Annotated in this window: 29 protein-coding genes and 1 riboswitch; of the genes, 16 read left to right on the forward strand and 13 right to left on the reverse strand. The window is 64.3% G+C overall.

Features of this window, described 5'->3' with window-relative positions; translation table 11 throughout:
• The first annotated feature begins 1 nt into the window (after window position 1).
• Window positions 2–619, forward strand: a complete 618-nt coding sequence (locus tag J2X11_RS01940) for a maltokinase N-terminal cap-like domain-containing protein (protein WP_309966062.1) — start codon at window positions 2–4, stop codon at window positions 617–619.
• Here the strand turns inward: J2X11_RS01940 and J2X11_RS01945 are convergent.
• The gene (locus tag J2X11_RS01945) at window positions 616–1,227 is read right to left on the reverse strand and encodes an NIPSNAP family protein (RefSeq protein WP_309966064.1); all 612 of its coding nucleotides are present in this window, start codon (window positions 1,225–1,227) and stop codon (window positions 616–618) included. The two genes, J2X11_RS01940 and J2X11_RS01945, sit on opposite strands and share 4 nt — an antisense overlap.
• A gap of 54 nt (window positions 1,228–1,281) precedes the next feature.
• Between J2X11_RS01945 and J2X11_RS01950 the strand changes: the two genes are divergently transcribed.
• Together J2X11_RS01950 and J2X11_RS01955 are read left to right on the forward strand one after the other, a co-directional pair.
• Window positions 1,282–2,352: an aldo/keto reductase gene (locus tag J2X11_RS01950; protein WP_309966067.1), complete on the forward strand. Its 1,071-nt coding sequence runs from the start codon at window positions 1,282–1,284 to the stop codon at window positions 2,350–2,352.
• Window positions 2,353–2,361: 9 nt separating this feature from the next.
• Complete coding sequence (locus J2X11_RS01955) at window positions 2,362–2,838, forward strand: SRPBCC family protein (RefSeq protein WP_309966070.1); 477 nt, start codon at window positions 2,362–2,364, stop codon at window positions 2,836–2,838.
• Here the strand turns inward: J2X11_RS01955 and J2X11_RS01960 are convergent.
• The gene (locus tag J2X11_RS01960; RefSeq protein WP_309966073.1) at window positions 2,835–3,380 is read right to left on the reverse strand and encodes an MOSC domain-containing protein; all 546 of its coding nucleotides are present in this window, start codon (window positions 3,378–3,380) and stop codon (window positions 2,835–2,837) included. The two genes, J2X11_RS01955 and J2X11_RS01960, sit on opposite strands and share 4 nt — an antisense overlap.
• Window positions 3,381–3,415: 35 nt before the next feature.
• Here J2X11_RS01960 and J2X11_RS01965 point away from each other — a divergent pair, with 35 nt between their 5' ends.
• Complete coding sequence (locus J2X11_RS01965) at window positions 3,416–4,423, forward strand: TIGR03617 family F420-dependent LLM class oxidoreductase (protein ID WP_309966076.1); 1,008 nt, start codon at window positions 3,416–3,418, stop codon at window positions 4,421–4,423.
• Here the strand turns inward: J2X11_RS01965 and J2X11_RS01970 are convergent.
• From J2X11_RS01970 to J2X11_RS01980, 3 genes are all read right to left on the reverse strand, one after another.
• Window positions 4,413–5,624, reverse strand: coding sequence for an RNA polymerase sigma factor (locus J2X11_RS01970; RefSeq protein ID WP_309966079.1), 1,212 nt, complete (start codon window positions 5,622–5,624; stop codon window positions 4,413–4,415). The two genes, J2X11_RS01965 and J2X11_RS01970, sit on opposite strands and share 11 nt — an antisense overlap.
• A complete protein-coding gene (locus J2X11_RS01975; protein ID WP_309966081.1) occupies window positions 5,621–5,953 on the reverse strand; it encodes a YciI family protein in 333 nt (110 codons plus the stop codon). The genes J2X11_RS01970 and J2X11_RS01975 overlap by 4 nt, the downstream gene beginning before the upstream one ends.
• A gap of 88 nt (window positions 5,954–6,041) precedes the next feature.
• A complete protein-coding gene (locus J2X11_RS01980) occupies window positions 6,042–6,914 on the reverse strand; it encodes a TIGR03619 family F420-dependent LLM class oxidoreductase (protein ID WP_309966084.1) in 873 nt (290 codons plus the stop codon).
• 45 nt (window positions 6,915–6,959) lie between these two features.
• On the opposite strand from J2X11_RS01980, the gene J2X11_RS01985 reads away from it, so the two are divergent.
• The 7 genes from J2X11_RS01985 (at window position 6,960) to dnaB (ending at window position 12,709) form a co-directional block, all read left to right on the forward strand.
• Complete coding sequence (locus tag J2X11_RS01985; protein WP_309966087.1) at window positions 6,960–7,385, forward strand: nuclear transport factor 2 family protein; 426 nt, start codon at window positions 6,960–6,962, stop codon at window positions 7,383–7,385.
• Window positions 7,386–7,510: 125 nt separating this feature from the next.
• On the forward strand, window positions 7,511–7,801 hold the full coding sequence (gene rpsF / locus J2X11_RS01990; RefSeq protein ID WP_309972270.1) for a 30S ribosomal protein S6: 291 nt from the start codon (window positions 7,511–7,513) through the stop codon (window positions 7,799–7,801).
• Between the two features lie 89 nt (window positions 7,802–7,890).
• Window positions 7,891–8,412: a single-stranded DNA-binding protein gene (locus J2X11_RS01995; RefSeq protein ID WP_309966091.1), complete on the forward strand. Its 522-nt coding sequence runs from the start codon at window positions 7,891–7,893 to the stop codon at window positions 8,410–8,412.
• Between the two features lie 35 nt (window positions 8,413–8,447).
• Window positions 8,448–8,684, forward strand: coding sequence for a 30S ribosomal protein S18 (rpsR, locus tag J2X11_RS02000; RefSeq protein WP_309966094.1), 237 nt, complete (start codon window positions 8,448–8,450; stop codon window positions 8,682–8,684).
• Between the two features lie 12 nt (window positions 8,685–8,696).
• A complete protein-coding gene (rplI, locus tag J2X11_RS02005) occupies window positions 8,697–9,143 on the forward strand; it encodes a 50S ribosomal protein L9 (protein ID WP_309966097.1) in 447 nt (148 codons plus the stop codon).
• A gap of 54 nt (window positions 9,144–9,197) precedes the next feature.
• Entirely contained in the window at window positions 9,198–10,871 is a 1,674-nt protein-coding gene (locus J2X11_RS02010; RefSeq protein WP_309966100.1) for an ABC transporter family substrate-binding protein, read from the forward strand.
• A gap of 425 nt (window positions 10,872–11,296) precedes the next feature.
• A complete protein-coding gene (dnaB, locus tag J2X11_RS02015) occupies window positions 11,297–12,709 on the forward strand; it encodes a replicative DNA helicase (RefSeq protein WP_309966103.1) in 1,413 nt (470 codons plus the stop codon).
• A gap of 161 nt (window positions 12,710–12,870) precedes the next feature.
• Here dnaB and J2X11_RS02020 read toward each other — a convergent pair whose 3' ends face one another.
• Window positions 12,871–14,361 carry a hypothetical protein gene (locus tag J2X11_RS02020; protein ID WP_309966106.1) on the reverse strand — a complete coding sequence of 497 codons (1,491 nt, stop codon included), beginning with the start codon at window positions 14,359–14,361 and terminating at the stop codon, window positions 12,871–12,873.
• 4 nt (window positions 14,362–14,365) lie between these two features.
• Here J2X11_RS02020 and J2X11_RS02025 point away from each other — a divergent pair, with 4 nt between their 5' ends.
• Together J2X11_RS02025 and J2X11_RS02030 are read left to right on the forward strand one after the other, a co-directional pair.
• Window positions 14,366–15,019 (forward strand): DedA family protein, encoded by a 654-nt coding sequence (locus J2X11_RS02025; protein WP_309966109.1) that lies wholly within the window; start codon window positions 14,366–14,368, stop codon window positions 15,017–15,019.
• A 36-nt stretch (window positions 15,020–15,055) separates the two neighbouring features.
• The gene (locus J2X11_RS02030; RefSeq protein ID WP_309966112.1) at window positions 15,056–16,519 is read left to right on the forward strand and encodes an NAD-dependent succinate-semialdehyde dehydrogenase; all 1,464 of its coding nucleotides are present in this window, start codon (window positions 15,056–15,058) and stop codon (window positions 16,517–16,519) included.
• A 10-nt stretch (window positions 16,520–16,529) separates the two neighbouring features.
• On the opposite strand, the gene J2X11_RS02035 is transcribed toward J2X11_RS02030, so the two are convergent.
• Window positions 16,530–18,566, reverse strand: coding sequence for an ABC transporter ATP-binding protein (locus J2X11_RS02035; protein ID WP_309966115.1), 2,037 nt, complete (start codon window positions 18,564–18,566; stop codon window positions 16,530–16,532).
• Entirely contained in the window at window positions 18,566–18,871 is a 306-nt protein-coding gene (locus tag J2X11_RS02040; protein WP_309966118.1) for a YbaY family lipoprotein, read from the reverse strand. The genes J2X11_RS02035 and J2X11_RS02040 overlap by 1 nt, the downstream gene beginning before the upstream one ends.
• Before the next feature lie 96 nt (window positions 18,872–18,967).
• Here J2X11_RS02040 and J2X11_RS02045 point away from each other — a divergent pair, with 96 nt between their 5' ends.
• The gene (locus tag J2X11_RS02045) at window positions 18,968–19,948 is read left to right on the forward strand and encodes an NAD-dependent epimerase/dehydratase family protein (protein ID WP_309966121.1); all 981 of its coding nucleotides are present in this window, start codon (window positions 18,968–18,970) and stop codon (window positions 19,946–19,948) included.
• Here the strand turns inward: J2X11_RS02045 and J2X11_RS02050 are convergent.
• From J2X11_RS02050 to J2X11_RS02065, 4 genes are read right to left on the reverse strand one after another with little or no spacing between them, the layout of a single operon-like run.
• Window positions 19,938–22,124: a heavy metal translocating P-type ATPase gene (locus J2X11_RS02050; protein ID WP_309966124.1), complete on the reverse strand. Its 2,187-nt coding sequence runs from the start codon at window positions 22,122–22,124 to the stop codon at window positions 19,938–19,940. The two genes, J2X11_RS02045 and J2X11_RS02050, sit on opposite strands and share 11 nt — an antisense overlap.
• Window positions 22,121–22,357: a heavy-metal-associated domain-containing protein gene (locus tag J2X11_RS02055; protein ID WP_309966127.1), complete on the reverse strand. Its 237-nt coding sequence runs from the start codon at window positions 22,355–22,357 to the stop codon at window positions 22,121–22,123. Before J2X11_RS02055 ends, J2X11_RS02050 begins: the two co-directional genes overlap by 4 nt.
• A gap of 13 nt (window positions 22,358–22,370) precedes the next feature.
• The gene (locus tag J2X11_RS02060) at window positions 22,371–22,667 is read right to left on the reverse strand and encodes a metal-sensitive transcriptional regulator (protein ID WP_309966130.1); all 297 of its coding nucleotides are present in this window, start codon (window positions 22,665–22,667) and stop codon (window positions 22,371–22,373) included.
• The gene (locus J2X11_RS02065) at window positions 22,660–23,202 is read right to left on the reverse strand and encodes a DUF305 domain-containing protein (protein ID WP_309966133.1); all 543 of its coding nucleotides are present in this window, start codon (window positions 23,200–23,202) and stop codon (window positions 22,660–22,662) included. Before J2X11_RS02065 ends, J2X11_RS02060 begins: the two co-directional genes overlap by 8 nt.
• A 55-nt stretch (window positions 23,203–23,257) precedes the next feature.
• Here J2X11_RS02065 and J2X11_RS02070 point away from each other — a divergent pair, with 55 nt between their 5' ends.
• Both J2X11_RS02070 and serA read left to right on the forward strand, forming a co-directional pair.
• Entirely contained in the window at window positions 23,258–23,686 is a 429-nt protein-coding gene (locus J2X11_RS02070; RefSeq protein ID WP_309966136.1) for a PaaI family thioesterase, read from the forward strand.
• 55 nt (window positions 23,687–23,741) lie between these two features.
• A riboswitch (ZMP/ZTP riboswitch) is annotated at window positions 23,742–23,829 on the forward strand.
• A 45-nt stretch (window positions 23,830–23,874) separates the two neighbouring features.
• Window positions 23,875–25,119, forward strand: a complete 1,245-nt coding sequence (gene serA / locus J2X11_RS02075) for a phosphoglycerate dehydrogenase (RefSeq protein WP_309966138.1) — start codon at window positions 23,875–23,877, stop codon at window positions 25,117–25,119.
• Between the two features lie 55 nt (window positions 25,120–25,174).
• On the opposite strand, the gene J2X11_RS02080 is transcribed toward serA, so the two are convergent.
• Entirely contained in the window at window positions 25,175–25,807 is a 633-nt protein-coding gene (locus tag J2X11_RS02080; protein WP_309966141.1) for a DUF4389 domain-containing protein, read from the reverse strand.
• Window positions 25,808–25,835 lie beyond the last annotated feature (28 nt).

The following is a 25,835-nucleotide window of genomic DNA, read 5'->3' on the forward strand; positions in this document are numbered from 1 at the left end:
CATGGCTCTTTTGCATGGCACTGCCGAACTGGTCCCGTCGAAGCGCGAGCTGCTCGCAGAGTGGATGCCGCAGCAACCGTGGTTCCACGGTGGCGAGATCAAGCCGCTGGGTTCCTTCCGGTTCGACGACCCTGACGGTGAAGTCGGCATGGAGTCGATCATCCTCACCGCGGACGGTCATACGTACCAAGCGGCCATGACGTACCGGGCCGCTCCGCTCGACGGCGGGCGACTCATCGGCACGATGGACCACAGCGTGCTGGGCCCCCGATGGGCATACGACGCCACGAGCGATCCGGTCTTTGCAGCGGCTCTTGGTACGACGATCCTGACGGGCGGGACTCAGGCACCGCTGGTCCGCGACACCGGCACGGAGACCGTGGCCGTCGACCCTGTGGTGACGGTGCAGGGCAGCGGTGTGCCGGGTGCGGAGATCGAGACAATCGAGCTGCTCGGCTCCGAAGTGACCGACGAGGGCACGTTGATGGAGACGTCAGGCCCGAACCTCGTGCTGATTCACGATCTCGAGGGTGGCGCCAAAACGATGGGCGATCACCGACTGACCGGACAGTGGGACGGCGTCCAGTCCGCACTGCTCGCGGTGGCGCGCTTGCGCTAACGCAATGCGGACCGCGGAGTGGGCGCGAGCCGCAGTTGCTGCAGGACGGTTGCGCCGGGCAGCGGCGTCTCAGACGGGTCACCGGCGGTGAGTACGACGACGACCTGCTCGCCCTCGCGTACGGGCAGCGCTGGGAATCCGTTGGGGCCTGGATGCGTTCGGAACACAGCAAGCGCGTCGGTGGGCGCTGCCGAAACGGCGGCTGCATCATCGGTGCCCGGCTCGAGCGCGTACACCGTCACGCCGTAGGTGCTGGGTTCGCTTGCCGACGTCTCGGGCAGCCCGCGACCGGGCTGCAGGAGGAGGACGTCATCGGAGTCGGTCATCGTGGCGGCGGCCTGCGCGCCGTGAGCCCGCCAGGCGGGTCCCGTGTAGAACGCCCGCAGCGCGGTGCTGCGCTCGTCGTTGGATGCAAAGCCACGCAGCCAGACGAACCGATCGGGATCATCGAGGTCGGTGAAGATGCCGACCACGTGGCTGCCGACGGCCTCCTGCGTCTCGACGAACTCGCGCTCGAAGACCTCGATCAACTCATCGCGGCGGCCGGGAACCATGGTGTATTGACGGAGCTCAACGACGGAGCAGCACCGGTCTGACAGATGAGGCATGACGTCACACTACGGCCGGGCGCCGACCTTTCGAATCGCGCTAGCGTGGTCGCCATGACCGAAGAGCGCTACTACGCCGACGCCGTCCCCGACACCCACCGCCCGTACGTCGCTGCCGAGGATCGCTACCAGCACCTCGACTACCGCAGGGTCGGTACGACGGGTCTGCTGTTGCCGCCGATTTCGCTTGGTCTTTGGTGGAACTTCGGAGACGACCGACCGTTCGCCACTCAGCGCGAGGTGCTGCGTCACGCGTTCGACAAGGGCATCACGCACTTCGACCTGGCCAACAACTACGGACCTCCGTTTGGCTCTGCGGAGGAGAACTTCGGCCGCATGATGCGTACGGACTTCAAGCCGTACCGCGATGAGCTGATCCTCTCGAGCAAGGCCGGTTGGGAGATGTGGCCAGGCCCGTACGGGAAGCTCGGCTCGCGCAAGTACCTCCTGTCGAGCCTCGATGCATCGCTGGAGCGGATGAGCGTCGACTACGTCGACATCTTCTACTCGCACCGCGCCGATCCGGGCACTCCGGTCGAGGAGACGATCATGGCGCTCGATACCGCCGTCGGACAGGGCAAGGCGTTGTACGCGGGCATTTCGTCGTACTCACCCGAACGCACGGCGGAGGCCATAGCTGTCGCGCGTGACTTGGGTACGCCGTTGGTGATCCACCAGCCGTCCTACTCGATGCTCAACCGGTGGGTCGAAGGTGGATTGCTGACAGTGCTCGACGATCACGGCCTCGGGTCGATCGGCTTCTCGCCGCTGGCACAGGGGCTGCTGACGGATCGCTACCTCGGCACGGATCCGGTCGAGCGCGCCGTCAACCGCGGAAGCCTGGACGAGGGCGTACTCACGAAGGACAACCTTGAGCGACTTCAGGGTCTCGCCGACATTGCGAAGATGCGCAATCAGTCACTCGCGCAGATGGCGATCTCCTGGATCCTGCGTCCAGGAGGTGTGACCTCCGCACTGATCGGAGCCTCGTCGACAGCCCAGCTCGACGAGAACCTCGCGGCCGCCGCCAACACTGACTTCACCGACGAAGAGCTCGCGGCGATCGATACGTTCGCCGGCGATGCCAAGGGCGTCGATCTCTGGAAGGTGTCCGCCGACCTTTAGGCTCGGCGCATGGATGATGCCAACGCCGTTCGCCCCCTGCTCGAGCAGTCCGTCGAGATCGCAGCAGAAGTGGGGGTTGTCTGGGACTTGGTGAGCGACGTACGACTCATGTCCGAATGGAGTCCGCAGGTCACCTCGACCAGGCTGCGTGACGGCTTCGAGACCTGTGAGCTCGGCGCCCAGTTCACCAACCGCAACAAGCTTGGAGAGTTGGAGTGGACGACCCACGCCGAGATCGTTCGCTTTGAGGTCGGACGCGAGATTGCGTTCCGCGTTGAGGAGAACTGGGCCGTGTGGTCGTTCGCACTCGCCCCGTCGGCTGAGGGGACGGTGCTGACCCAGCGGCGCGTGACGCCGGACGGCATCTCCGATCTCTCCCACGAGCTCACCGACGGGTTCATGGGAGGTCAGGACGAGTTCACGAAGACACTTCTCGAGGGCATGCGCGCGACGCTCGAGCGGATCAAGGTCACCGCAGAGGGCTAGGTCGTCGCCGCTTTGACCCGGCGGTTGAGCTCTTCAGGCGGCAGTGGCTCGATGTCGCTGATCGTCGCGCGGCCGACCGACAGGTCCCCGTCGTCGAGCGGCTCGCAGCGGATGCCGCCGCGGCCCCGCAGCGCCTGGTGCGCGCCCGGAGCGAAGGCCTCGTTCATCCACGCGCAGGGGTTGGCCGGGGTGATCGACCTGAACCGGATCGGCCCGCTGCCTGAGTCGAGGGTGAATGACATCCGAACGAGAGCGTCGACGTCGAGCCCGCGGGTCACGACGTTGCGCCGGGCCAGCGAAGGATCGAACGGCCCTGCCGCCAACTCACCCTCGAGCCAGTGGATTGACTCCTCGGCAATGAGGGTCACTGAGGCGTATGCGAACTTCGTGCCGAAGTAGCGATCGCCGACGAGTCCTTTGTGCGCTCGTACGCGTACCGAGTCGACGACCTCGACCCCGTCGAACGGTGCCACACCATCCGTAGGACGGCCCTCGTACGCGTGCCGCGGTGACACGACGAGTGTGACGATCTCCAAGTCCACACCTCGAAGATAACCGGGACCCTATGCTCAGGCGCGTGACTGATCCGATCCTCGACATTGCATTCCATGGTGACGCCGCCGAAATCGCCGGCGTTGCAAAAGAAGCCGAAGCACGTGGAGTCGGTGGGTTGTTCGTCGCCGAAGCCGCCCACGATCCGTACATCGCGCTCGCGCTTGCAGGCCAGGCCTCGAGCAAAATCCAGATCGGCAGCTCGGTCGCGATTGCGTTCGCTCGTACGCCGATGTCGACGGCCTACTCGGCCTGGGACGTGCACCGGCTGAGCGGTGGGCGACTCATCCTTGGGCTCGGAACCCAGATCAAGCCGCACATCACCCGACGTTTCGATATGCCGTGGTCCAGTCCTGCACCTCGGATGTCGGAGTACGTCGAGGCGCTGCGAGCGATCTTCGACAGCTTCCAGAACGGCGAGAAGCTCGACTTCCAGGGCGACTTCTACAACCACACCCTCCTGCCGCCGCTGTTCAACCCGGGTCCGATCGATGGCGGTCCTCCGCCGATCTGGCTGGCGGCCGTCGGACCACGGATGCTGGCTGCCACAGGCGCTGTCGCCGACGGACTGATCTGTCATCCGCTGCTTTCGCGCAGCTACCTCGACGAGGTCATCGTCCCGACCGTGGCCGCTGGTCGTGCTGGTGGTGCCCATGCCGACGAGCCGTTCACGACATCGGTGCTCTGCATGGTTGCGACAGGTCGAACCGATGAGGACGTGGCAGCAGCGATCGCCGGCACCAAGCGTCAGATCGGCTTCTACGCGTCGACACCGGCGTACGTCCCGGTGCTTGAACACCACGGGTGGGGCGATCTGCACAAGGATGCGCACGCGTACACCAAGAGCGGTCGGTGGACCGAACTCGGCGACCTCATCCCGGACGAGGTCCTGGAGATGTTCGCGGTCGTCGGTGATCTCGACACGGCGCGCGCAGAGTTCCGGTCCCGCTTCGCGGGTTCGGCCCAGCGCGTCATCACCTCGATCAACTACGACACGGACAAAATGCTCGCGATCGACCTCGTCAGCGACTAGCCGCAATCCGTCGCTCCAGATGGCGACGATCTGCGGCTGGTGGGTCGCACGAGAGTGCAGCATCGAATGCCGCGGCGGCTTCGCCGGTACGGCCAATACGTACGAGTAGTTCCGCGCGGCACGCATGCCACAGATGAAAGCGGTCGAGACCTTCGAGCTCGTCGAGAGCTGCGAGGCCAGCCGCCGGGCCGTCGCGTTCGCCGAGTGCGACTCCTCGGTTGAGGCGCACTACGTCGGTCGGCTCGACGAGCAGTAACGCGTCGTACAACTCGACGATGTCGGCCCAGTCGGTGTCGTCGCTCGACGTCGCTGACGCATGGACGGCCGCGATTGCAGCCTGCAGCTCGAAGCGACCGGCACGATGCCGGGATCGCTTGAGCGCACGTTCGACCAGTTCGAGCCCATCGGCGATCTTGGCGCGATCCCATTGCGAGCGGTCCTGGTCGGCCAGAAGGACGAGGTCTCCGGCTGCGTCGATGCGAGTCATACGGCGGGCGTCCGTGAGCAGCATCAGTGCGAGCAGTCCTTGTAGTGACGACTCGTCCGGCATCAGTTCGCCGAGCAGCCGCGCGAGTCGGATGGCCTCATCGCAGAGCTCTGGGCGTACGGTTTCGCCGGCAATTCCGGCGGTGAACATCAGGTACGCCGTCGAGGCGACGGCATCCAGCCTTTCGGGCAGCTCAGCATCCGACGGGATCCGATAGGGGATTCCGGCGACGGCAATCTTCTGCTTGACGCGACCCAGCCGGCGGGCCATCGCGGTCTCGGTCGTCAGCATCAGCCGCGCACAGTCGGCGATGCTCAGACCACACAGCGTGTTGAGACTGAGAGTCGTCTGCGAGGCGTGCGACAGGCTCGGGTGACAACAGGTGAAGACCAACCGCAGGAGATCGTCGCGTACAACAGATTCCGGGAGGTCGGGTGCCGGTCCGGTCAGGTCCATGGCCTCCACCTCCTTGTCCGTACGGTTGGCGTCGCGCCGGATCATGTCGACGGCTTTGCGGCGCGCGACGGTCGTCAGCCATGCGCGCGGATTGTCAGGGAGGCCCTCGGCGGTCCAGTGTTTGAGCGCCTCGATGGCGGCTTCTTGTACGGCGTCCTCGGCGAGCGTGACGCTGCCGGTCGTCCGGATGAGGGTCGCCAGCACGCGACGACCCTCACCTCGAACGATCTCGGCCAGCGCCGAGGATGCTTCGGTCACATGTCCAGTGTGGGACGCAGCTCTACGCCGCCCTCCCAAGCACCGGGGATCTGCGCCGCGATCTTGACGGCCTCGTCGAGATCGGCTGCTTCGATCAGGTAGAAGCCAGCGAGGACCTCGCGAGCTTCGGCGAAGGGTCCGTCGGTCGTGACGACGTCGCCACCTCGGCCGCCCTGGACGCGAACGGTCGTGGCAGTCGAGGTCGGGTGGAGCCCGGCTCCACCGCGGAGTGAAGCGCCGTTGTTGTTGCCGAACTCGTCATACAACGTGCCGGTCTCTTCTGACGGGTCGGTGTCGGCGGTGTAGATGAGGGCTGCGTACTGAGTCATGGTCGTACCTTTCGCTGGTGGATGTGAACGTCTCACCGATGGGACGAATGGCGCAGCCCGGTTCGGACAACTCAGAGTGTGACCTGCGTCACAACTTGTGAATGATGTTCTCCGCGTACTGCTCGAGGTGACGGATCTTCTTGTCGAGCGGCTCGGTGTCCGGACCCTTGATGTAGGGCACCCGGAAGCCGACGATGCAATCGGTGACGCCCTTGTCCTCGAGGCGCTTGATGCCGTCGAGGTCGTACGCGTCGTACGAGATGACGTGGACCTCGAAGTCGTCGCGGGTGTCGCCCTCTTCCTTACGGATCTCGGCGAGACGTACGAGGAGGCGGTCGAGTTCTTCACCGTCGCCGCCGGCGTGCATCCAGCCGTCGCCCTTGCGAACGGCGCGGCGCAGCGCGAGATCGACGTGACCGCCGACCAGGAGTGGGATCTTCTCGGTTGCGCCGGGGGCCAGTTTGAGCTCGTCGATTTCGTAGAACTCGCCCTTGTAGCCGAAGAACTCACCACGGGTGAGGCCACTCAGGATGTCCATGCACTCGTCCATGCGCTTGCCGCGGCGAGCCCAGTCGACCTGCAGGTTGGCGAAGTCCTCGGGCCACGGCGAGATGCCGACACCGAGTCCGAGGCGGTTGCCTGACAGGAACGCCAGCGACGACGCCTGCTTGGCGACCAGCACCGGCGGGCGTACGGGGAGCTTGAGCACGAACGGCGTCAGGCGCAGCGTCGTGGTGACGGCGAACAGGTGCGCGCAGAGGATCATCGCCTCGATGAATTCCTTGCCGTCGAGGAACTCGCGGTCTCCGGTGTCCGTGTAGGGGTACTTCGAGTCGGAGTCCTTCGGATAGATCAGCGAGTCAGCGACCGTCATCGACGTGTAGCCCGCGGCCTCTGCTGCTTGGGCGAGCGGGGCGTAGTAATCGGCCTGGGTCATTGCCTCGGCATACGTAAAGCGCATTCGCACAGACTAGAACGTGTTCCAGTTTTCTGCCAGAGTGCCCGTATGGACCTTCAGGAGATCAGCGACCGTCTCGAGATCGCAGACGTACTCACTCGCTACACCCGCGCCATCGACACGGGCGACTGGGACAAGCTCGACACCGTGTTCACTCCGGACGCTCAGATCGACTACACCGAGTCCGGCGGGATTGCCGCTGGGTTCGCCGAGGTCAAGCCGTGGCTCGCCGAGATGCTGCCGATGTTCTTCTCCAAGCGGATGCACACACTGGGCCAGCTCGACTACACGCTGCGCGGCGACGAGGCCGACGTGACGGCGTACTTCGACAACCCGATGCTGATGGATGACGGCCAGGGCGGACAGAAGGTCGTCGAGGTCGGCGGGATGTACCACCACACGCTGATCCGTACGGCTGATGGCTGGCGCAGCCGCAAGCTCCACGAAGAGGTCATCTGGAAGCGTGGCCTCTAAGCCCCTATCTGGCGATTGGCCTCGGATGCCGGTGTTCCCGTAGACTTTCACGGTTGCCTATTTGGGTAGCCCACTCCTGCTACGGAGACCCCGTAGCCGTTTAGTCCGAAGGAGACTGAATGTCATTGCGTCCCTATGAGGTCATGGTCATCCTTGACCCGGATCTCGAAGAGCGAACTGTCGCTCCCAGCCTCGACACCTACCTCAACGTTGTTCGCCAGGATGGCGGAACTGTTGAGAGCGTCGACGTGTGGGGCAAGCGCCGCCTCGCGTACGAGATCAACAAGAAGTCTGAAGGCATCTACGCCGTCGTCCAGCTCTCCGCTGAGCCGGCCACGGTCAAGGAGCTCGACCGTCAGCTCACGCTGAACGAGTCCGTCGTCCGTACGAAGGTCACGCGCCCCGACGTCAAGTGACCATCTGCCCTGTGGACTACCCCTAACCGGATGTCACAGGGCTGAGGTTCACTGAACTCAGACATCCCACTTTCGAAAGGCTGCGCATCATGGCAGGCGAAACAGTCATCACCGTCATCGGCAACCTGACCGACGACCCGGAGCTCAAGTTCACTCCGTCGGGCGCCGCAGTTGCCAACTTCACCGTCGCTTCGACACCTCGTACGTTCGATCGTCAGACGAACGAGTGGAAGGACGGCGACGCGCTGTTCATTCGCTGTGCCGCATGGCGCCAGCTCGCCGAGAACTGTGCAGAGTCGCTCCAGAAGGGTCAGCGCGTCATCGTGACGGGCGCCCTCAAGGTGCGCAACTACGAGCGCCAGGACGGCTCGAAGGGCACGAGCGTCGAAATCAATGTCGACGAGATCGGTCCCTCGCTCCGTTACGCGACGGCCAAGGTCACCAAGGCCAACCGTTCGGGTGGCGGTGACTTCGGCGGCGGCAACGCTGGCGGAGGCGCACCTGCTGGAGACAGCAACCCGTGGTCTACTCAGCCCGCAGCGCCTGCAGCACAGCAGGGTGGGGCAGCGTGGGGTGGCAGCGCCGGTACGACCGACGAGCCCCCCTTCTAAACATCAACTCTTAAGACACATTCACCAGGAGCAACATGGCTAAGCCAGTAGTCCGAAAGCCGAAGAAGAAGAGCAACCCGCTCACTGCGGCCAAGGTCACCGAAATCGATTACAAGGACACCGCGCTGCTGCGCAAGTTCATCTCTGACCGCGGCAAGATCCGCGCGCGTCGAGTGACGGGTGTCTCCGTGCAGGAGCAGCGTCTGATCGCCAAGGCAATCAAGAACGCCCGCGAGATGGCTCTCCTGCCTTACACGTCCAACAGCCGCTAAGGGGATCTGACAATGAAGCTCATCCTCACCCACGAGGTCACCAACCTCGGTGCACCCGGCGACATCGTCGAGGTCAAGGACGGCTACGGCCGCAACTTCCTGCTGCCCCGCAACTTCGCCATCCGCTGGACCAAGGGCGGCGCCAAGCAGGTCGAGTCCATCAAGGCAGCGCGTGACGCGCACGCCATCCACGACCTCGAAGAAGCCCAGAGCATCAGGGGCAACCTCGAGGCCAACCCGATCAACGTTCCGGTTCGCGCCGGTACGGGCGGCCGCCTCTTTGGCGCCGTCACGGTCTCCGACATCGCCGACGCACTTGCTGTCGCTGGTGCCAAGGTCGACAAGCGACGCATTGAGGTCGGCAACCCGATCAAGTCGCTCGGAGCCCACACCGTTTCGGTCCGGGTCCACCCCGAAGTGAGCGCGCAGGTCAAGCTCAACGTGGTGGCTTCGAAGTAGTCCACCCGGCCCGGCGACCTCCCATGTAGAGGCGCCGGGCATCGGTGGTCATGTATGGCCAAGCGAACTTTCCCCCTGAAGGGCGCATCCCTGCTGATGGCAGGTGCGCTCGTCTTGTCGGCTTGTTCTCTGCTTCCCGGCGACGATGACGCGCCGAAGCCGGTGGTCGGCAAATCGCTGCCCAACACCGACTGGAAGGCTGCCTCGGCCGCCAAGGTTGCCCAGGGTGGCGACCTGCGGCTCGCGGTGACAGCCCTTCCGACCAACTTCAATCCGCAGCACGCGGATGGCGCCATGTCGGACGCGCAGACCATCCTCGGCCCGACGTCGGGCAGCGCGGTGCGTGTCACCAAGGACGGAGACTGGCGCGTCGACACCGACTACGCCAGCTCGGTCAAGGTGACGAGCCAGAGCCCCCTGACGATTCAGGTCAAGCTCAACCCCAAGGCCGTCTGGCAGGGCGGTGCGCCCATCACCTCCAAGGACATGGTCGCGTTCTGGAAGGCGCAGAACGGCGAAGACAACGACTTCGAGGTCAGCTCAACTGAGGGCTACGAAGACATCTCCGACGTCACGCCCGATGGTCGCTACGCGTACGACGTCGCGTTCAGCGAGCCAACAGCCGAGTGGCCGCGCTACATCTACCCGCACCTGCCGGCCAACGTCAGCAACAGTGCCAAGACGTTCAACTCAGGATTCGCCAAGAGGGCGCCGTCCTCCAACGGGCCCTTCATGGTGACGTCGATCGACGCCAAGACCGGAACGGTCACCGAGAAGCCCAACCCGCGGTGGTGGGGCACGAAGCCCAAGCTCGGCTCGATCGTCTGGCGCATTGCCGCCCCTGACGTACAGGCCAAGGCCTACACGGAGGACGAGCTGGACGCGATCAACGTTGACGCGACGACCTACTCGTCGACGCGCAGTCACGGCACTATCCAGCAGGCCGCTGGCATCGAGTGGTCCCAGCTGACATTCAACGGTGCACGCGGACCGCTCAAGGACGCAGACGTTCGTCGCGCGGTCTCTCGCGCGATCGACCGCTCCAAGATTGCCGATGCTGTCTCGGGCAACTTCGGCTTGGACGGCGTGACTCCCGGAAGCCTGGTCTATGTCCCTGGACAGCGTGGCTACGCCGACTCGTCGTCGGCGATTGCCTTCGATCGCAAGGAAGCCAAGCAGCTGCTGGCCAAGGCGGGCTACAAGGCCGGTGCTGACGGAGTGATGGTGCGCAAGGGCAAGAAGCTCACTCTGCGGATGCCGGTACCGATCGACACCCCAACCAACCTCGCCCGGGCTGAAGCCATCAAGGCAGACCTCGACAAGGTCGGTATCCAGGTGAAGCTCAAGAACGTTCCCGCGGCTGATTTCTTCGCCAAGCATGTCGTCGCACTCGACTTCGACATCGTGACGTTCGCGTGGCGTGGCTCGGCCTTCCCGATCGCCGAAGCACAGTCTCGCTTCAACCCGATCGACTCCAGCCAGAACTTCACCGGCGTGGCCGATGGCGACATCAATGACGCGTTCGACACGGCTGCCGCAACCCTCGATGACGCGCTGCGATTCACGCGTATCGCGCGACTTGATCGCCGCATCTTCGCCGAGCCGGCGATGGTTCCGCTTGCTGTGACCCCGATTGTGATGGCCGTGCGCGAGGACCTCCGCAACTACGGTGCAGCGCAGTTTGAACAGCCCGACTGGACGATTGTCGGGTTCGTCAGCGCCGCGTAGCTGAATCGCGCGTGATCGCCCTGTTTAGGGCAGGAATCCGGCGTGCCCAGATGCTAAGAATCGGCACCCTCGGCGGTAGCGATCTGCTAGCCATACCGCCGAATCCGCACCAAATGTCGACAAGTGTATGAACAGGCGGTCGTGGACGAAAAACAGTGGTCAAGTATTTTGTCTCCACATCGGTGCGCATACATTGCTGCAGGTCAGCGCCATAAATGGATTCTTGGTCCACTTCTTTTCCACACCTTCGTCCACGGACTGTGCACATGGGAACCCGGCGTTTTCCCCAGGCTGGATTGGGTTACCCACACCCCCTGTGTGCGCCTGTCTATCGCCGGGTGACGCACCGGCCTACTGTGGCGAGTCGGCGGAAAACTGTCGGGTGGGACGCATAGCGTCGGGCATGTGCGAAAGGGTCACATTCAGTGAGTGTCACGGAGCTCTACGAGGCTGCGCCCGGGCCGGGCGAAGACGCCGGCTCCGGACGCGTGCCGCCGCAGGATTTGGCGGCTGAGCAGAGCGTTCTCGGCGCCATGCTGATGAGCAAGCTGGCGATCGACCCGGCTGCCGACATCCTCGACGGACGCGACTTCTATCGTCCCGCGCATGAGCTGATCTTCGACACCATCGTCGAACTCGCCAACCGCGGTGAGCCGGCCGACGCCATCACGGTCGCTGCCGAGCTGCAGCGTCGCGGCGAAGCCGGTCGTATCGGTGGCGCTCCCTACCTGCATACGCTCATGTCGAGCGTTCCGATTGCCGCCAACGTCGACTTCTACGCCGACATCGTTCACGAGAAGGCAGTGCTCCGCCGACTTGTCGAAGTCGGACAGCGCATTGCGCAGCTGGGCCAGGCAGGTCAGGGCGAGGTTTCAGACATCGTCGACCGGGCGCAAAAGGAAGTCCTCGACGTCGACGGCACCAAGACGGCCGAGGACTACAAGAACGTCTCCGATCTCATGTTGGAGACGATCGACGAGATCGAAGAGATCCAGGGTCGCGGCACCGAGATGCATGGTGTGCCATCGGGCTTCCCCGATCTCGACCGGCTCACGACAGGATTCCGTCCGGGCCAGATGATCGTCGTCGCCGCTCGACCCGGTGTCGGCAAGTCGACCCTCGGCCTCGACTTCTGCAGGTCCGCGTCGATCCGTCACCAGATTCCTAGCGCCATCTTCTCCCTCGAAATGTCGGGACCTGAGATCGCGATGCGCATGCTCTCCGCCGAAGCCAAGGTCAACGTCGCACAGATGCGCGGCGGCGGCATGAGCCAGCGCGACTGGGACGCCATCGCCAAGGCGATGCCGCGAGTGCAGGCAGCACCGATCGTCATCGACGACTCGGCCAACATGACGATGCCTGAGATCCGTTCCAAGGCTCGCCGCATCAAGAAGACCCATGGCCTCGGCTTCATGGTGATCGACTACCTCCAGCTGATGACGTCCGGCAAGCGTGTCGAAAACCGTCAGGTCGAGGTCTCGGAGTTCTCGCGTCAGATCAAGTTGTTGGCCAAGGAGCTCGAGATCCCGGTCGTGGCGATCAGCCAGCTCAACCGAGGCTCTGAGCAGCGCACCGACAAGACCCCGATGCTGTCCGACCTTCGTGAGTCCGGGTCGATCGAGCAGGACGCCGACATCGTCATGCTGCTCAACCGTCCCGACGCCTACGGCGCCGGCGACTCCGATCGCCCCGGCGAAGCCGACATCATCATCGCCAAGAACCGTTCTGGTCCGGTCAACCGCGTGGCCGTCAGCTTCCAGGGCCACTACTCGCGCTTCACACCGATGGCGCGCGACGCCGAACCGCCAGGTGCAGCCGCCGGCGACTACTTTGGTTGAGCCGAAGGCGCCCCGCGCCTGAGCGCGAAACCAGGTTGAGTGGAACGCGGCGAAGCCGCCAGGACTATCGAAACCTCGTGAGGTTGTAGTCCCAACGCGAGCACCTCGTCGTACGTGGTTTCGATACGCCCTCGTACCTCGGGCTACTCAACCACCAGGACTTACTGATAGCTGATGAGCTGGGGGTGGGGTTTGACCCGTCGCCAGGTCTGCGGGACGGTCAGCATCGGCTCGTCCTCGTCGTAGAAGTTCTTCCAGCCCCAGAACACCCCCTTGGGTGCCTTCCTGTGCAGGAAGTGCCAGGTGCCCTGTTTGGCGCCCTGCCCGCCCTGCCCATCTACGTGGATCACGGTCGCCAGTTCGGGCCGCGTGGTGACGACCTTGGAACGGCCCTTGATCATGGTGATGTTGAACTGGTGAAGGACGAACACTTTCTGCGGGAGGTTGTTATCGCGGGTCAACTTCGCCAGCCATTTGCCGACCTTGTTGACTTCGTGGACTGACACCTTGCCGATCTGCGTGAGGTGCTTCTGGTGCTTTCGCAGGCGCCACTCCGGATCGAGTGCCAGACCGACATGCGGTCGCTTGAGCAGCGACTCATACCGCTTGGCCTGGGCGAGGAAATGGGTTCGACCCGGTTGCAGATCAAGGATGACGTAGATGCCGTTCTTCTCGGCGGCGTCGATCAATGGCAGCAGCTCGCGGATCTTGGTTTCGGCTGAGTAGTTCTTGTCCTTGCCTGCGCCGGCGGACGCAACGGTCGCGATGATCTCGAACGTCGGTACGACGGGTGTCTTGACGATCTTGCGGTACTTCGCTGCAAGCACCTTGGCTCGCCTGACCGTCGCGGCGACCGTCTGCTCACCGAGCACGCCGAGTGCTTCGGTGGACGGGTGACCGTAAAGCGCGATCATCGTGCGGCCGGGGAACGCGAGATAGCCGCCACCGAACTGCTCGACTCCGGATCGGACGGCAGCGAGGGTGTACTCGAGGTTGGCGGTGAACCGTGGGCCGAGCGCGATCACAGGAGCTTTGGGAGCAGCGGCGATTGCCTTGACGGCGTCCGGCGCCATACGTGGATCTCCGCCGGGAAGCTCCAGGACTGTCGCACCTGCGTTCCTCGCGGAGCCAACGGCGGCGGCGTTCTTCGTTGTCGATCCCGTCATCACGATGACCGAGCGCTTCGGGGCTGACCCGATGTCGTAGGCAGTGCGTACGTGCGCGACTTCCTTGCCAACTGTCGTCGCCGTGACGGGGCGAGCATGCGCGTATGAGCCCGTCGTGCCGAAGGTCAGCACGCTCGAGGGCGCAAGCCGCTCGACCTCGGCCTCGGTCGCCGGATCGTCGATCAGGACGGGTACCGCGAGCTTCGTCGCGGTAGCGACTGCGAGTTCCTGGGCAGCCTGATCGGCCGAGCTGGCGACGAGCACGACAGGCGACGTGGCGTACAGACGACGTGAGACCGCGACGGCATTCTCGGCGGGTGTTGTCGTCGCGACCAAGTCCAGTGACTTGGTGGGTGTGCTCAGGGCTGGAGTCTGACCCTGCTCGTCCTCCGACGTGTTGAGCACGACGAACCCGCCGCCGATGAGGGCGAGTCCGACGATCCCGGCGACCAGGGCTGAGCGCTGGAGCGTGGGAGTTAGGCTCATGCCCGTGACCCTACTGACTGCTCTGGCATCCGCGTCAGGAGTTCCTGACTCTGGCCTCGCAGGATTTGTCGCCGACACCATGAACTCGCTGGGGTTGCTTGGCGTTGGTCTCATCCTCGCCGTCGAGACGATCCTTCCGTTCCTGCCGAGCGAGGTCGCCCTCCCGTTGGCCGGGTTCACCGCGAGTGTCCCCGGCAACTTCAGCGTCGTGGGAGCGATCATCGCTGCGACTGTCGGCTCGGTTGGTGGCGCGCTGATCCTCTACTGGTTGTCACGAGTGTTCGGGCTCGACCGGACCCGCGCCCTGTTGTCGAAGGTGCCGCTGGTGACCGCTCGCGATATCGACAAGGGCGTCGCGTGGTTCGCACGTAACGACGCTGCCGCGGTACTCCTCGGGCGAATGGTCCCGGCGATCCGCAGCCTGATCTCGATTCCGGCCGGAGTCGAGAAGATGGCGGTTGGCCGCTTCCTGTTCTACACATTGGCTGGCAGCCTGATCTGGAACACCGCATGGATCGTGGCCGGCTATCAGCTCGGCTCGAACTGGGAGAAGGTCGAGAAGTACGCGCACTGGCTCAAGTACGGCCTGGTCATCTCGATCGTCGCTGCCGTCGCGTGGTTCGTTGTCTACAAATTGCGCTCGCGCCGTTCCGCCTGAGTGACGAGGTCTGGTGCGTCGTCCTAGAGTGACGGCATGACTGCATCGGACGAGAAGAAGGTGCTCGGCACCGTTCACCCGCAGCTGTTCATCGGCGGCGACTGGCGTGACGCCGAAGGCGGCAAGACGTTCGGTGTCGAAGACCCGTCGACTGGCGCCAACCTGATCGACGTTGCGGATGCCAGCGTGGCTGACGGCAAGGCAGCAATTGACGCCGCCGTCGCGGTGCAGGACGAGTGGGCGGCCACAGCTCCGCGAGATCGCGGCGAGATCCTTCGCGGCGCATTCGAGCTGATCACCGAGCAAGTTGACGAGCTGGCTCTGCTCATGACGCTCGAGATGGGCAAGCCAATCAAGGAGAGCAAGGCGGAGATTGCATACGCCTCAGAGTTCTTCCGGTGGTTCGCCGAGGAGGCCGTACGTATTTCGGGCCGCTACTCGGTGGCGCCCAATGGAGCGACCCGGCTGCTCACGCTCAAGCAGCCTGTCGGCCCGTGCCTGATGATCACGCCGTGGAACTTTCCGATGGCCATGGGCACCCGCAAGATCGGACCCGCCATTGCCGCCGGTTGCACGATGGTGGTCAAGCCCGCTGCCCTGACTCCGCTATCGATGCTTCGGCTCGGCGACATCCTGGCCGAGGCGGGGCTCCCCAAGGGAGTGCTCAACATTGTCACGACGACCAACACGGGCCCGGTCATGGAGCCGATCATCCGAGACCCCCGTCTGCGCAAGCTGACGTTCACGGGCTCGACCGAAGTCGGCCGTACGCTGATCGCGCAGAGCGCCGAAGGCATCCTGCGGGTGTCGATGGAGCTGGGTGGCAATGCGCCGTTCCTGGTGTTTGACGACGCCGACCTCGACAAGGCCGTCGATGGCGCCATGCTCGCCAAGATGCGCAACATCGGTGAGGCCTGCACTGCTGCGAACCGATTCATCGTGCATGAATCGGTGGCCGAGGAGTTCAGCACCAAACTGTCGGCCAGGATGGCCGCGCTCACAGTCGGTCGGGGTACCGATGACGGAATCGACGTCGGCCCGCTGGTCGAAGCCAAGCAGCGCGACAAGGTCGCCGAGCTTGTCGACGACGCAGTTGGCAAGGGAGCGAAGGCGCTCACTGGCGGCACCGCGCTCGAGGGCGACGGCTACTTCTATCCGCCGACGGTCCTGACTCAGGTGCCTGACTCGGCCCGGCTGCGTACCGAGGAGATCTTCGGACCTGTCGCGCCGATCTTCACCTTCACTGATGAGGCCGAGGCGCTGCGGATGGCCAACGACACCGAGTACGGGCTCGTCGCGTACGCGTTCACGCAGGATTACGCCTGCGCGATGCGTGTCTACGAGGCACTCGACACCGGGATGGTTGGCATCAACCAGGGCATCGTCTCCAACCCGGCCGCACCGTTCGGTGGCATGAAGTCGAGCGGCTTCGGTCGCGAGGGCGGCACGGAGGGCATCGAGGAGTACCTCGAGACCAAGTACGTCGGGCTTGCCTTCTAAACGGCGGAGCCTAGAACGAGACGTCTGCGCGGCGCTCGTCGCGGCTCGGCTTGTCGCAGTAGGTCTTGCCGTCCGTGAACCGAACACCGTCGGTGAAGCGCGCCTCGATCTGACCTGAGCCGAACTGCTCGACGTACAGGCGCGAGTAGAGACCCCCGAGCTTCAGCAACTCGTCGTGCGTGCCCTGCTCGACGAGCTTGCCGTCTTCGAGTCCGAAGATGACGTCGGCGTTGTGAATCGTCGACAGCCGGTGAGCGATCGCGATCGTCGTACGGTTGTGGGTCGCCCGCTCGAGTGCCTCCTGTACGAGTCGCTCGGTCTCGGTGTCGAGTGCCGAGGTGGCCTCGTCGAGGATCAGGATCCGCGGGTCCATCAGCAGAACGCGGGCGATGGCGAGGCGCTGCTTCTCTCCACCACTGAGGCGATAGCCGCGTTCGCCGGTGATCGTCTCGTAGCCCTCGGCGAACGACATGATGCGGTCGTGGATGTTCGCGTCGCGCGCAGCCTGCTCAATCTCGTCGGCGGTCGCATCAGGCTTGGCGTATGCAATGTTGTCGCGGATCGTGCCGTGGAAGAGGTACGGCTCCTGGGTCACCATGCCGACTGAATCGGCGAGCGATCCCATCGTCAGGTCGCGTACGTCGGTGCCGTCGAGAAGCACCGCACCGTCGGTGACGTCATAGAAGCGGGGCACCAGGTACGTCGCGGTGGTCTTGCCGGAACCGGACGGACCTACGATCGCGGCGAGCTGACCCGGCATGACCTTGAGCGAGACATCGGCAAGTGCCCAGGACTTCTCGGGTGCCACCTCTCCCTCCTCGCGGTCGATGCGTACGCCGGTTTCACCGAAGCGATCGCCGCGGGTCTCGCCGCTGAGCGAGCGGGGTTCGGGGTAGCGGAAGAACACATCCCTGAACTCGATCTCTCCACGCAGTGTCTTTGGATCGACCTCAACGGCGTTGGCGCGTTCGATGATGGCCGGCTTGAGATCGAGGTATTCGAAGATGCGGCGGAACAGCGCCAGTGAAGTCTGTACGTCGAGGGTCACGCGCATCAGCTGGAGCAGCGGCATCTGCAGGCGGGCCTGGACGGTCGTGAAGGCGACGAGCGTTCCGGCAGTCAGCGAGGTGCCGTTGTTGAGCATGAATCCGGCGAGCAGATAGACCAGTGCCGGAGTGAGCGCGAAGAACGTCTGCACGGTCGCGAAGAAGGCTCGACCGGTCATGGCCTGGTCGACCTGGAGCTTGGTCTGGTTGCGGTTGGCCTCGCGGTAGCGCTGGACCTCGGCGTCCGACCGGTTGAAAACCTTCGACAGCAGGATGCCGGAGACGCTGAGCGCTTCCTCGGTGATCGCTGTCATCTCTGACAACGACTCCTGGGTCTTGCGGGCCAGCTTCTGCCGGCGCTTGCCGACCTGAAGCTGGATGTAGACGAACAGCGGCATCACGATCAGCGTCAGGATTGTCAGCTGCCACGACAGAATCACCATCGACACAAAGGCCGCGGTGACGGTGACTGTGTTCTGCAGGATGGTGGTGGCAGTGTCGGTGAGCACCGTACGTACTCCGGCGACATCGTTCGCCAGGCGTGACTGGATCGCACCTGTCTTGGTCGCCGTGAAGAACGCGAGCTCCATCTTTTGCAGGTGCGCGAACAGGTCGCCACGCAGGTCGGCCATCGCCGAGTTGCCGATCGTCGACGTGAGCCAGTTCTGGCCAATGCCGATCAGCGCAGTGACAACAGGGATGAGGCACATGAAACCGAAGAGCCACCACAGCAAGGTGAGGTCAGGTTTGCCGGTCGGCGGGAACAGTGCCTTGTCGAACACCGCCTTTGTCAGGAACGGGACGATCGAGGTGAGGATCGCCGAGGCGACAACGGCGATGGCGACGAGGATGATCTTGCCGCGATAGGGCCGCAGCATCCGGGCGATGCGGCGGAGAATGGGACGGTTGTTGCCGGCCTTCAGCTCCTCGTCCGGGATGTGGGTGATGTTGCTTCCGCCACCTCCACCGCCGCGGCCGCCACCCCCACCGCCGCCTGGCATCAGTCGCCGTCGATCTTCGTCAGCATGACCGTGGTGGCGTCGCCTTCGACGGGGACGAGCTCAGTGGTGCCCCATACGCCAACCTCGGTGCGCAGGATCGCCCAGATGAGCAGGTTGGCCGGATCGGGAACGAACTCGGAGTCGACTGTCACGGAGAACTCGGTCGGTACGCCGGGAGCGTCGACCGCTGTGGCGGCAAGTACCTCACCATCGGTGTCGACGAGCTTGATGGTGGCAATCGCTCCGGGCGGGACGGCGATCCGTTCACGGAACAGGACGGAGCCGCTGACAGTCATGAGAGTCATGACTCGATGCTATGCCCGTCACGGTGACGCGCCACCTCGTTGCGCCGGGAGTGAACACCTCTGGCGGCCACGACTACGGCGTGGTCGGGTGAAGGTATGAGCAGAGTGCTGGTCCTGGGCGGTACGTCATGGCTGGGCGGACAGATCGCGCACCATGCCGTGATGCGTGGTCACGACGTCACCTGTCTGGCGCGCGGCGAGTCAGGCAAGGCACCGACTGCTGCCACGTTCGTACAGGCCGATCGCCATGCCCCCAACGCGTACGACGAAGTTCTCGACCAGCGGTGGGACATGGTGATCGACGTGTCCCGGCAACCTGGCCACGTGCGCTCGGCCGTCGAGGTGCTCGGCGGCACCACTTCGCACTGGACGCTGGTGTCGACGGGCTCGGTCTACGCCGACCAGAGCGGGCCATTGACCGAGGTCTCGCCGCTGCTCGACCCTCTCGAGGGTGATGTCGCAGAACCGGAGACGTACGGCGAGGGCAAGGTCGCCTGCGAGGAGATCGTGCGCAGCCTGGCCCATCACCTCGTCGTACGCGTCGGCCTGATCGGTGGTCCAGGCGACCGCTCGGACCGCCTCGGCTACTACGTGTCCCGGTTCGCTCAGGCAGGTGGCGAGCGAGTGCTCGTGCCTGACGTTGCCACCCAGCCGATGCAGGTCATCGATGTCCGCGACCTCGCACAATGGATCGTCGAGGTGGCTGAGGCGAAGGTGACGGGCATCGTCCACGGAGCTGGTGAACGTACGACGGTCGGCGAGCTGGTGCGACTGTCGGCCGAGGTCGCTGGGTTCACCGGTGATCAAGTGCCGGCCGCCGAAGACTGGCTGCGAGAGCACGATGTCGAGGAGTGGATGGGACCGAGATCGCTGCCGCTGTGGCTTCCGGCCAGCCACTTCGGCATGGGGTTGATGGACGACGCCCGGTCGTTGGAGCACGGCCTCGTACGTCGACCGATCGCCGACACTCTGATCGACACGCTCGCCTACGAGAAGGAGCTAGGCCTCGAGCGCGAACGCAAGGCCGGACTCTCCCGTGACGACGAGCTTGAGCTGATCGCTCAGCTCAAGCCTTGAAGCGTCGCAACCGCAGACTGTTGGTCACCACGAACACCGAGCTGAACGCCATCGTGGCGCCAGCAATCAGTGGGTTGAGGTAGCCGAGGGCGGCGAGAGGGATGGCAGCCACGTTGTAGGCGAACGCCCAGAACAGGTTGCCCTTGATCGTCCGAAGCGTCGCGCGAGACAGGCGCACGGCGTCCACTGCCGTGGCGAGGTCGCCCTTGACCAAGGTCAGGTCAGACGCCTGGATGGCGACATCCGTGCCTGTTCCCATCGCGATGCCGAGATCAGACGCTGCCAGTGCCGCGGCATCGTTGACGCCATCGCCGACCATTGCGACGACGCGACCCTCCGACTGCAACTCCTGGACGACGCGCAACTTGTCAGCTGGCGTCACGTCGGCGATGACGCGCTGGATGCCAACCTCAGCTCCGACGGTTTCGGCAACCGCGCGATTGTCGCCTGTGAGCAGGATCGGTTCGAGGCCGAGATTGCGCAGCTGACGTACGGCCGCAGCTGAAGTGGGTTTCACCGAGTCGGCCACTGAGATCGAGCCGCGGAAGGCACCATCCCAGGCGACACCAACGGTCGTCCCGTCAGCCGAAGTCATCGGTGGGACGCTGATGCCTTGTTCGGCCAGCCACGCTGGACGCCCGACGAGAGCGGCTCGACCGCCGACAGTGCCACTGACACCGAAGCCAGCATGGTTGGTGAAGTCTTCGACTGAGACCGGATCGGCGAGGGTCGCGATGGCCCGGGCAATCGGGTGCTCCGACGCGTGCTCGAGTGAGGCCGCGACCTGGCGAAGGTCGTCCTCGGAAACACCATCGGCGGCGCGGATCGCCGTGACGCCCATGCGCCCCGTCGTGACCGTGCCCGTCTTGTCGAGCACGATCGTGTTGACCGTGCGGGTGGACTCGAGGACCTGGGGACCCTTGATCAGGATGCCCAGTTGGGCCCCGCGGCCGGTGCCCACCATGAGTGCGGTCGGTGTCGCGAGTCCGAGAGCACACGGGCAGGCGATGATCAGGACGGCCACGGCCGCCGTGAAGGCATCGCTCCAGGTGTAGCCGCCGGCGTACCAAGCGATCAGCGTGGCGAGGGAGAGCAGGATGACGGCAGGTACGAACCATGCCGAGATGCGGTCGGCGAGGCGTTGGACGTCGGCCTTGCCTTCTTGGGCTTCCTCTACCAGCCGCGCCATCTGAGCGAGTTGGGTGTCGGCGCCGACGGCCGTGGCGCGTACGACGAGTCGCCCGCTTTGGTTGACCGTCGCTCCGGTGACGTGGTCTCCCTCAGCCACCTCGACCGGTACGGACTCGCCGGTCAACATCGACTCGTCGATTGAGGAAGCGCCGTCTTCGACGACTCCGTCGGTGGCGATCTTCTCTCCGGGTCGTACGACGAACTGGTCGTCCTCGTGCAGGTCGGCGAGCGGGATCAACGTCTCTGCGCCGTTTCGTAGTACGGCGACATCGCGCACCCCAAGATCCATGAGGGCATGGAGGGCTGCGCTCGACTGAGTCTTCGCGTTCGCCTCGAGGTAGTGGCCAGCGAGGATGAAAACCGTGACCGCGGCGGCGACTTCGAGGTAAATCTCGTCGTGCCCGGCGCCGGCGGGAAGGAACGAGAAGCGCATCTTCATACCGGTTTCGCCGGCGTTACCGATGAACAGCGCCCACAGCGACCAGAGCCAGGCGGCTCCCACGCCGACGCTGACAAGCGTGTCCATCGTTGCCGCGCGGTGCCGGGCGTTGACCCAAGCGGCGCGATGGAACGGGTAGGCGCCCCAGACCACGACAGGTGAAGCGAGGGCGAGCGCGAGCCACTGCCAGTTGTCGAACTGCAGCGCCGGAACCATCGAAAGGATGACGACCGGTACGGCGAGCGCAGCCGACACCCTGAGCCGACGCAGCATCGACGCGGCTCCATGCAGGTCACCGTGCCCCGAGTGCCCGTCGTGTGAAGGGGCCGAGCCCGCCGGCGGCCGTACGGAGGCCGAGTAGCCGGTCTTCGCGACGGTGTCGATCAGCGTCTGTACGTCGACGTTAGCGGGGGTCTCAACGGTGGCTTTCTCGGTCGCGTAGTTGACCGTGGCCGTCACACCCTCAATCTTGTTGAGCTTCTTCTCCACTCTCATGGCGCATGACGTGCAGGTCATACCGCCGATGTCGAGCTTGTGCGTTGTCATGCCAACGGCAGGTCGCGCGGACCTGCAAGTGCGTAGCCGGCTTCGTCGACAGCCTCGGCGACCAGCGCAGCGTCGAGTGGATCGGTGCTGGTCACCGTGACGGGGGATGTGCCGCCCGCGACAAGGTCGACGGAAACGCCAGTCACGCCGTCGAGCGCCGTGAGCTCCTCGGTGACCGCAGCAACGCAGTGACCGCAGGTCATACCGACAACGGAATAGGTCTCAGTAGTCATGGTGGGTCCTTCCTTATGAGCGCACGAGACGCGCGATGGCGTCCGACGCTTCTTTGAGCTTGATGTCGGCCTCGTCGCCGCCGGCGATGGCGGCGTTGACGACGCAGTGAGAGAGGTGCTCGTCGAGCAGCTTGAGAGCAACAGCTTCGAGAGCCTTGGTCGTCGCAGAGACCTGCGTGAGGACGTCGATGCAGTACGTGTCGTCCTCGACCATGCGGGACAGTCCGCGTACCTGCCCTTCGATACGTCGAAGTCGCTTGAGTACGGCGACCTTGTCGTCTGAATATCCAGGTGTCACGCGCTCAGTCATTTGCGAGAAGTCCCTTCATCGTTGCAATCTCTTTCTGCTGGCCGTCGATGATGGCCTGAGCGAGTTTCCTGGCCGCCGTGTCTTTGCCGTCGACGAGCTCGGCCTTGGCCATCGTGATGGCGCCTTCGTGGTGGGCGATCATGCCGGTCAGCCACAGTCGGTCGAAGTCAGCGCCTGTGGCGCGACCGAGGTCTCGCAGCTCGTCGTCGCTCAACATTCCGTCGCCCATGTCCATGTGGTCCATGTCGTGATCAGCGATCGCACTCGCGCCCCAGTCCTTGAGCCAGCGCTTCATCTGTTTGATCTCGGGAGCTTGGGCTGCCTTGATCTGAGCCGCGAGCTCGACCACTTCAGGCGAAGCATCTGCGCCGGGAACCAAGTCGGCCATCTCCACTGCCTGCTCGTGGTGAGGGATCATCTGCTGCGCGAACTCAACGTCCGCGTCGTTGTGCTCGGCCTGCGCGTCGCGCTTGGTGCCGCCAGCACACGAGACGACCAGGAGAAGAGGGATGAGTACGAGGAGGATTCGTTTCATGTCTCGACCATACCCCTAGGGGGTATACAGATCAAGCGCGGCCTAGGCTGGTCACATGACAGACATCCCCGGACTGGACGGCCTGCTCGGCATTGAGCACGTGGAGACAGGGCCCGACAAGGTCGTCGTGAGATTCACGATCGACGAGAGGCACCTCCAGCCGTTCGGGATTCCCCACGGCGGTGTCTATTGTGCGGTGCACGAGTCGACTGCGAGTGTCGCTGGGCTGCTCTGGCTCAACGGCAAGGGAGTCGCGGTCGGTACCAACAACTCGACTGACTTCCTGCGGCAAGCCAAGCTCGGTGACGTCATCACGACAACGGCAACTCCGATCCATCGCGGGCGCACCCAGCAGCTCTGGCACCTCGACTCGGTGGACGAGGACGGCAAGCTGATCGCGCAGGGCCAGGTACGCCTGGCCAACCTCGAGCAGGAAGTCCCGCCCGAGGCGCTCGCCCATTTCGCCGGCATCGACCCCGCCTGATCCGTCCGATCGATGGAACTGGATTTCGCACCCAGAATCAGCCGGTACGATTGGGTGAGTTGATCGCGACTGGCGTTGAGGTGGATACCACCGGGGAGCGATCGATCACCACGACATCGGGACCGTTCGCCTGGGCCCCACGTCAGCCAGATTTCTGCTGACTGGAGGCACGCGAGATGATGATGACCATGACGAGCGACGACTTGTTCCCAACCGAGCGGCTATCCGACGGCGACGTTCGCGTCCTGCTGCTCGAAAACATCCATACCGATGGTGCAGAGTTCCTGCGAGCCAAGGGCTATCAGGTGGAGTCGCTCGACGGTGCCCTCGGCGAGGACGATCTGATCGCAGCGATCAAGGGAGTCCACCTCCTCGGCATCCGCTCGACCACATACATCACCGAGAAGGTCCTGGACGCTGCTCCCGACTTGCTCGCGATCGGTGCGTTCTGCATCGGCACCAACCAGATCGACCTCGACGCCACGACGGCCCGTGGTGTCGCGGTGTTCAACGCGCCCTACTCCAACACGCGAAGTGTCGTTGAGCTCGCGATTGCCGAGATCATTTCGCTGGCGCGCCGGTTGAACGAGAAGTCGACTGACATGCACAACGGTGTCTGGAACAAGTCGGCTGCAGGCAGCCACGAAGTACGCGGCCGCACCCTCGGCATCATCGGCTACGGCAACATCGGCAGCCAACTGTCGGTCGTGGCCGAGGCTTTGGGCCTGAAGGTCGTCTTCTACGACATCGACGACAAGCTGGCGCTGGGCAACGCACGCCGTTGCTCGACCATCGAGGAGCTGCTTGAGACCTCGGACGTCGTCTCGCTCCACGTCGACGGCCGCCCCGGCAATGCCGGACTGTTCGGTGCTGAGCAGATGGCGCTGATGAAGCCGCGTTCGCTGTTGCTCAACCTCTCGCGAGGTATCGCGGTCGACACCAAGGCACTGCGTGCTCACATCGAGTCGGGCCACATCGCCGGCGCTGCTGTCGACGTGTTCCCGATCGAGCCCAAGCGGCAGGGTGACCCGTTCGAGTCCGACCTGCAGGGCCTCAGGAACGTCATCCTCACGCCGCACGTCGGCGGATCGACCGAAGAGGCGCAGCAGGACATTGGCCGCTTCGTGGCGTCCAAGTTGCGTTCGTACGCGTCGTTCGGCGGCACATCGCTCAGCGTCAACATGCCGGAGATCAACTTGCCTGCCGATGCCGCGAAGCATCGCCTGGCGCACGTACACCGCAATGCCCCCGGCGTGCTGGCGACGATCAATGGCCTGCTCGGTGAGCATGGCGTGAACATCGAGGCTCAGTCGCTCGCGACGCGTGGCGAGATCGGTTACGTACTCACCGATGTCGCTGAGGGCGTTGAGCCCGAGGTGCTCTCGGCGCTGGCCGCGCTGCCCGAAACCGTGCGCCTGCGCGAGCTGAGCTGAACCGACGCAGAACGCCCCGATCCGCGCTGCGGGTCGGGGCGTTGTGCATTGCGGGCTACTCGAGGCTGAACGGTGGGTACTTGTCAGTCAGCAGGTACATGTAGGCGTTGAGGCGGGTGCTCCACCGCAGCAACCCAACAACGAAGTTGCGCAGGCCGACCGGCCACTTGCCGGTGAACAGGACTGCGAAGAACGCGACGACGTACGCAAAGAACGCCACGATGCTGATCAGGCCGAGCACGATGAGGTGCGGGATGGCCAAAATGATGCGGAAGAAGATCGTGAGTCGGTTGCGTCCTTCGGTCTCGGGGGCGAAGCCGACGTTGACGCGCGGATAGTCTCCCGGGTCAGCGGACGTTGTGGCGAACGTAAACGGCGGGTACTCCTCCGTGAGGAATCCGGCGTAGACGCTGACGCGGGTGCTGTAGCGGATGTACAGCGCGATGATGCCGAGGATGCCTTCCGGAACCTTGCCGGTGAAGACACCGAGAATCCAGGCGACGAAGGCGAGAAGCTCGGCCACGAAGTTGAGGACGTACAGCACGATGAAGTGCGGGATGGCAAGGATGATGTTGCCGATGACTCGCCAGCGGGCAATCGACTCAGGCGGATCGAACCCGAACGTCGCCGGGTAGCTGCCATCGGCAGACGAGGTGGGCGGAGGCGGTGGCGGAGTTTCTGCGCTCATGGCGAGTCCTTCATGTCTACGACGATCG

This window comes from Aeromicrobium panaciterrae (assembly GCF_031457275.1).
In the GTDB taxonomy this organism is placed as follows: Bacteria; Actinomycetota; Actinomycetes; order Propionibacteriales; family Nocardioidaceae; genus Aeromicrobium; species Aeromicrobium panaciterrae_A.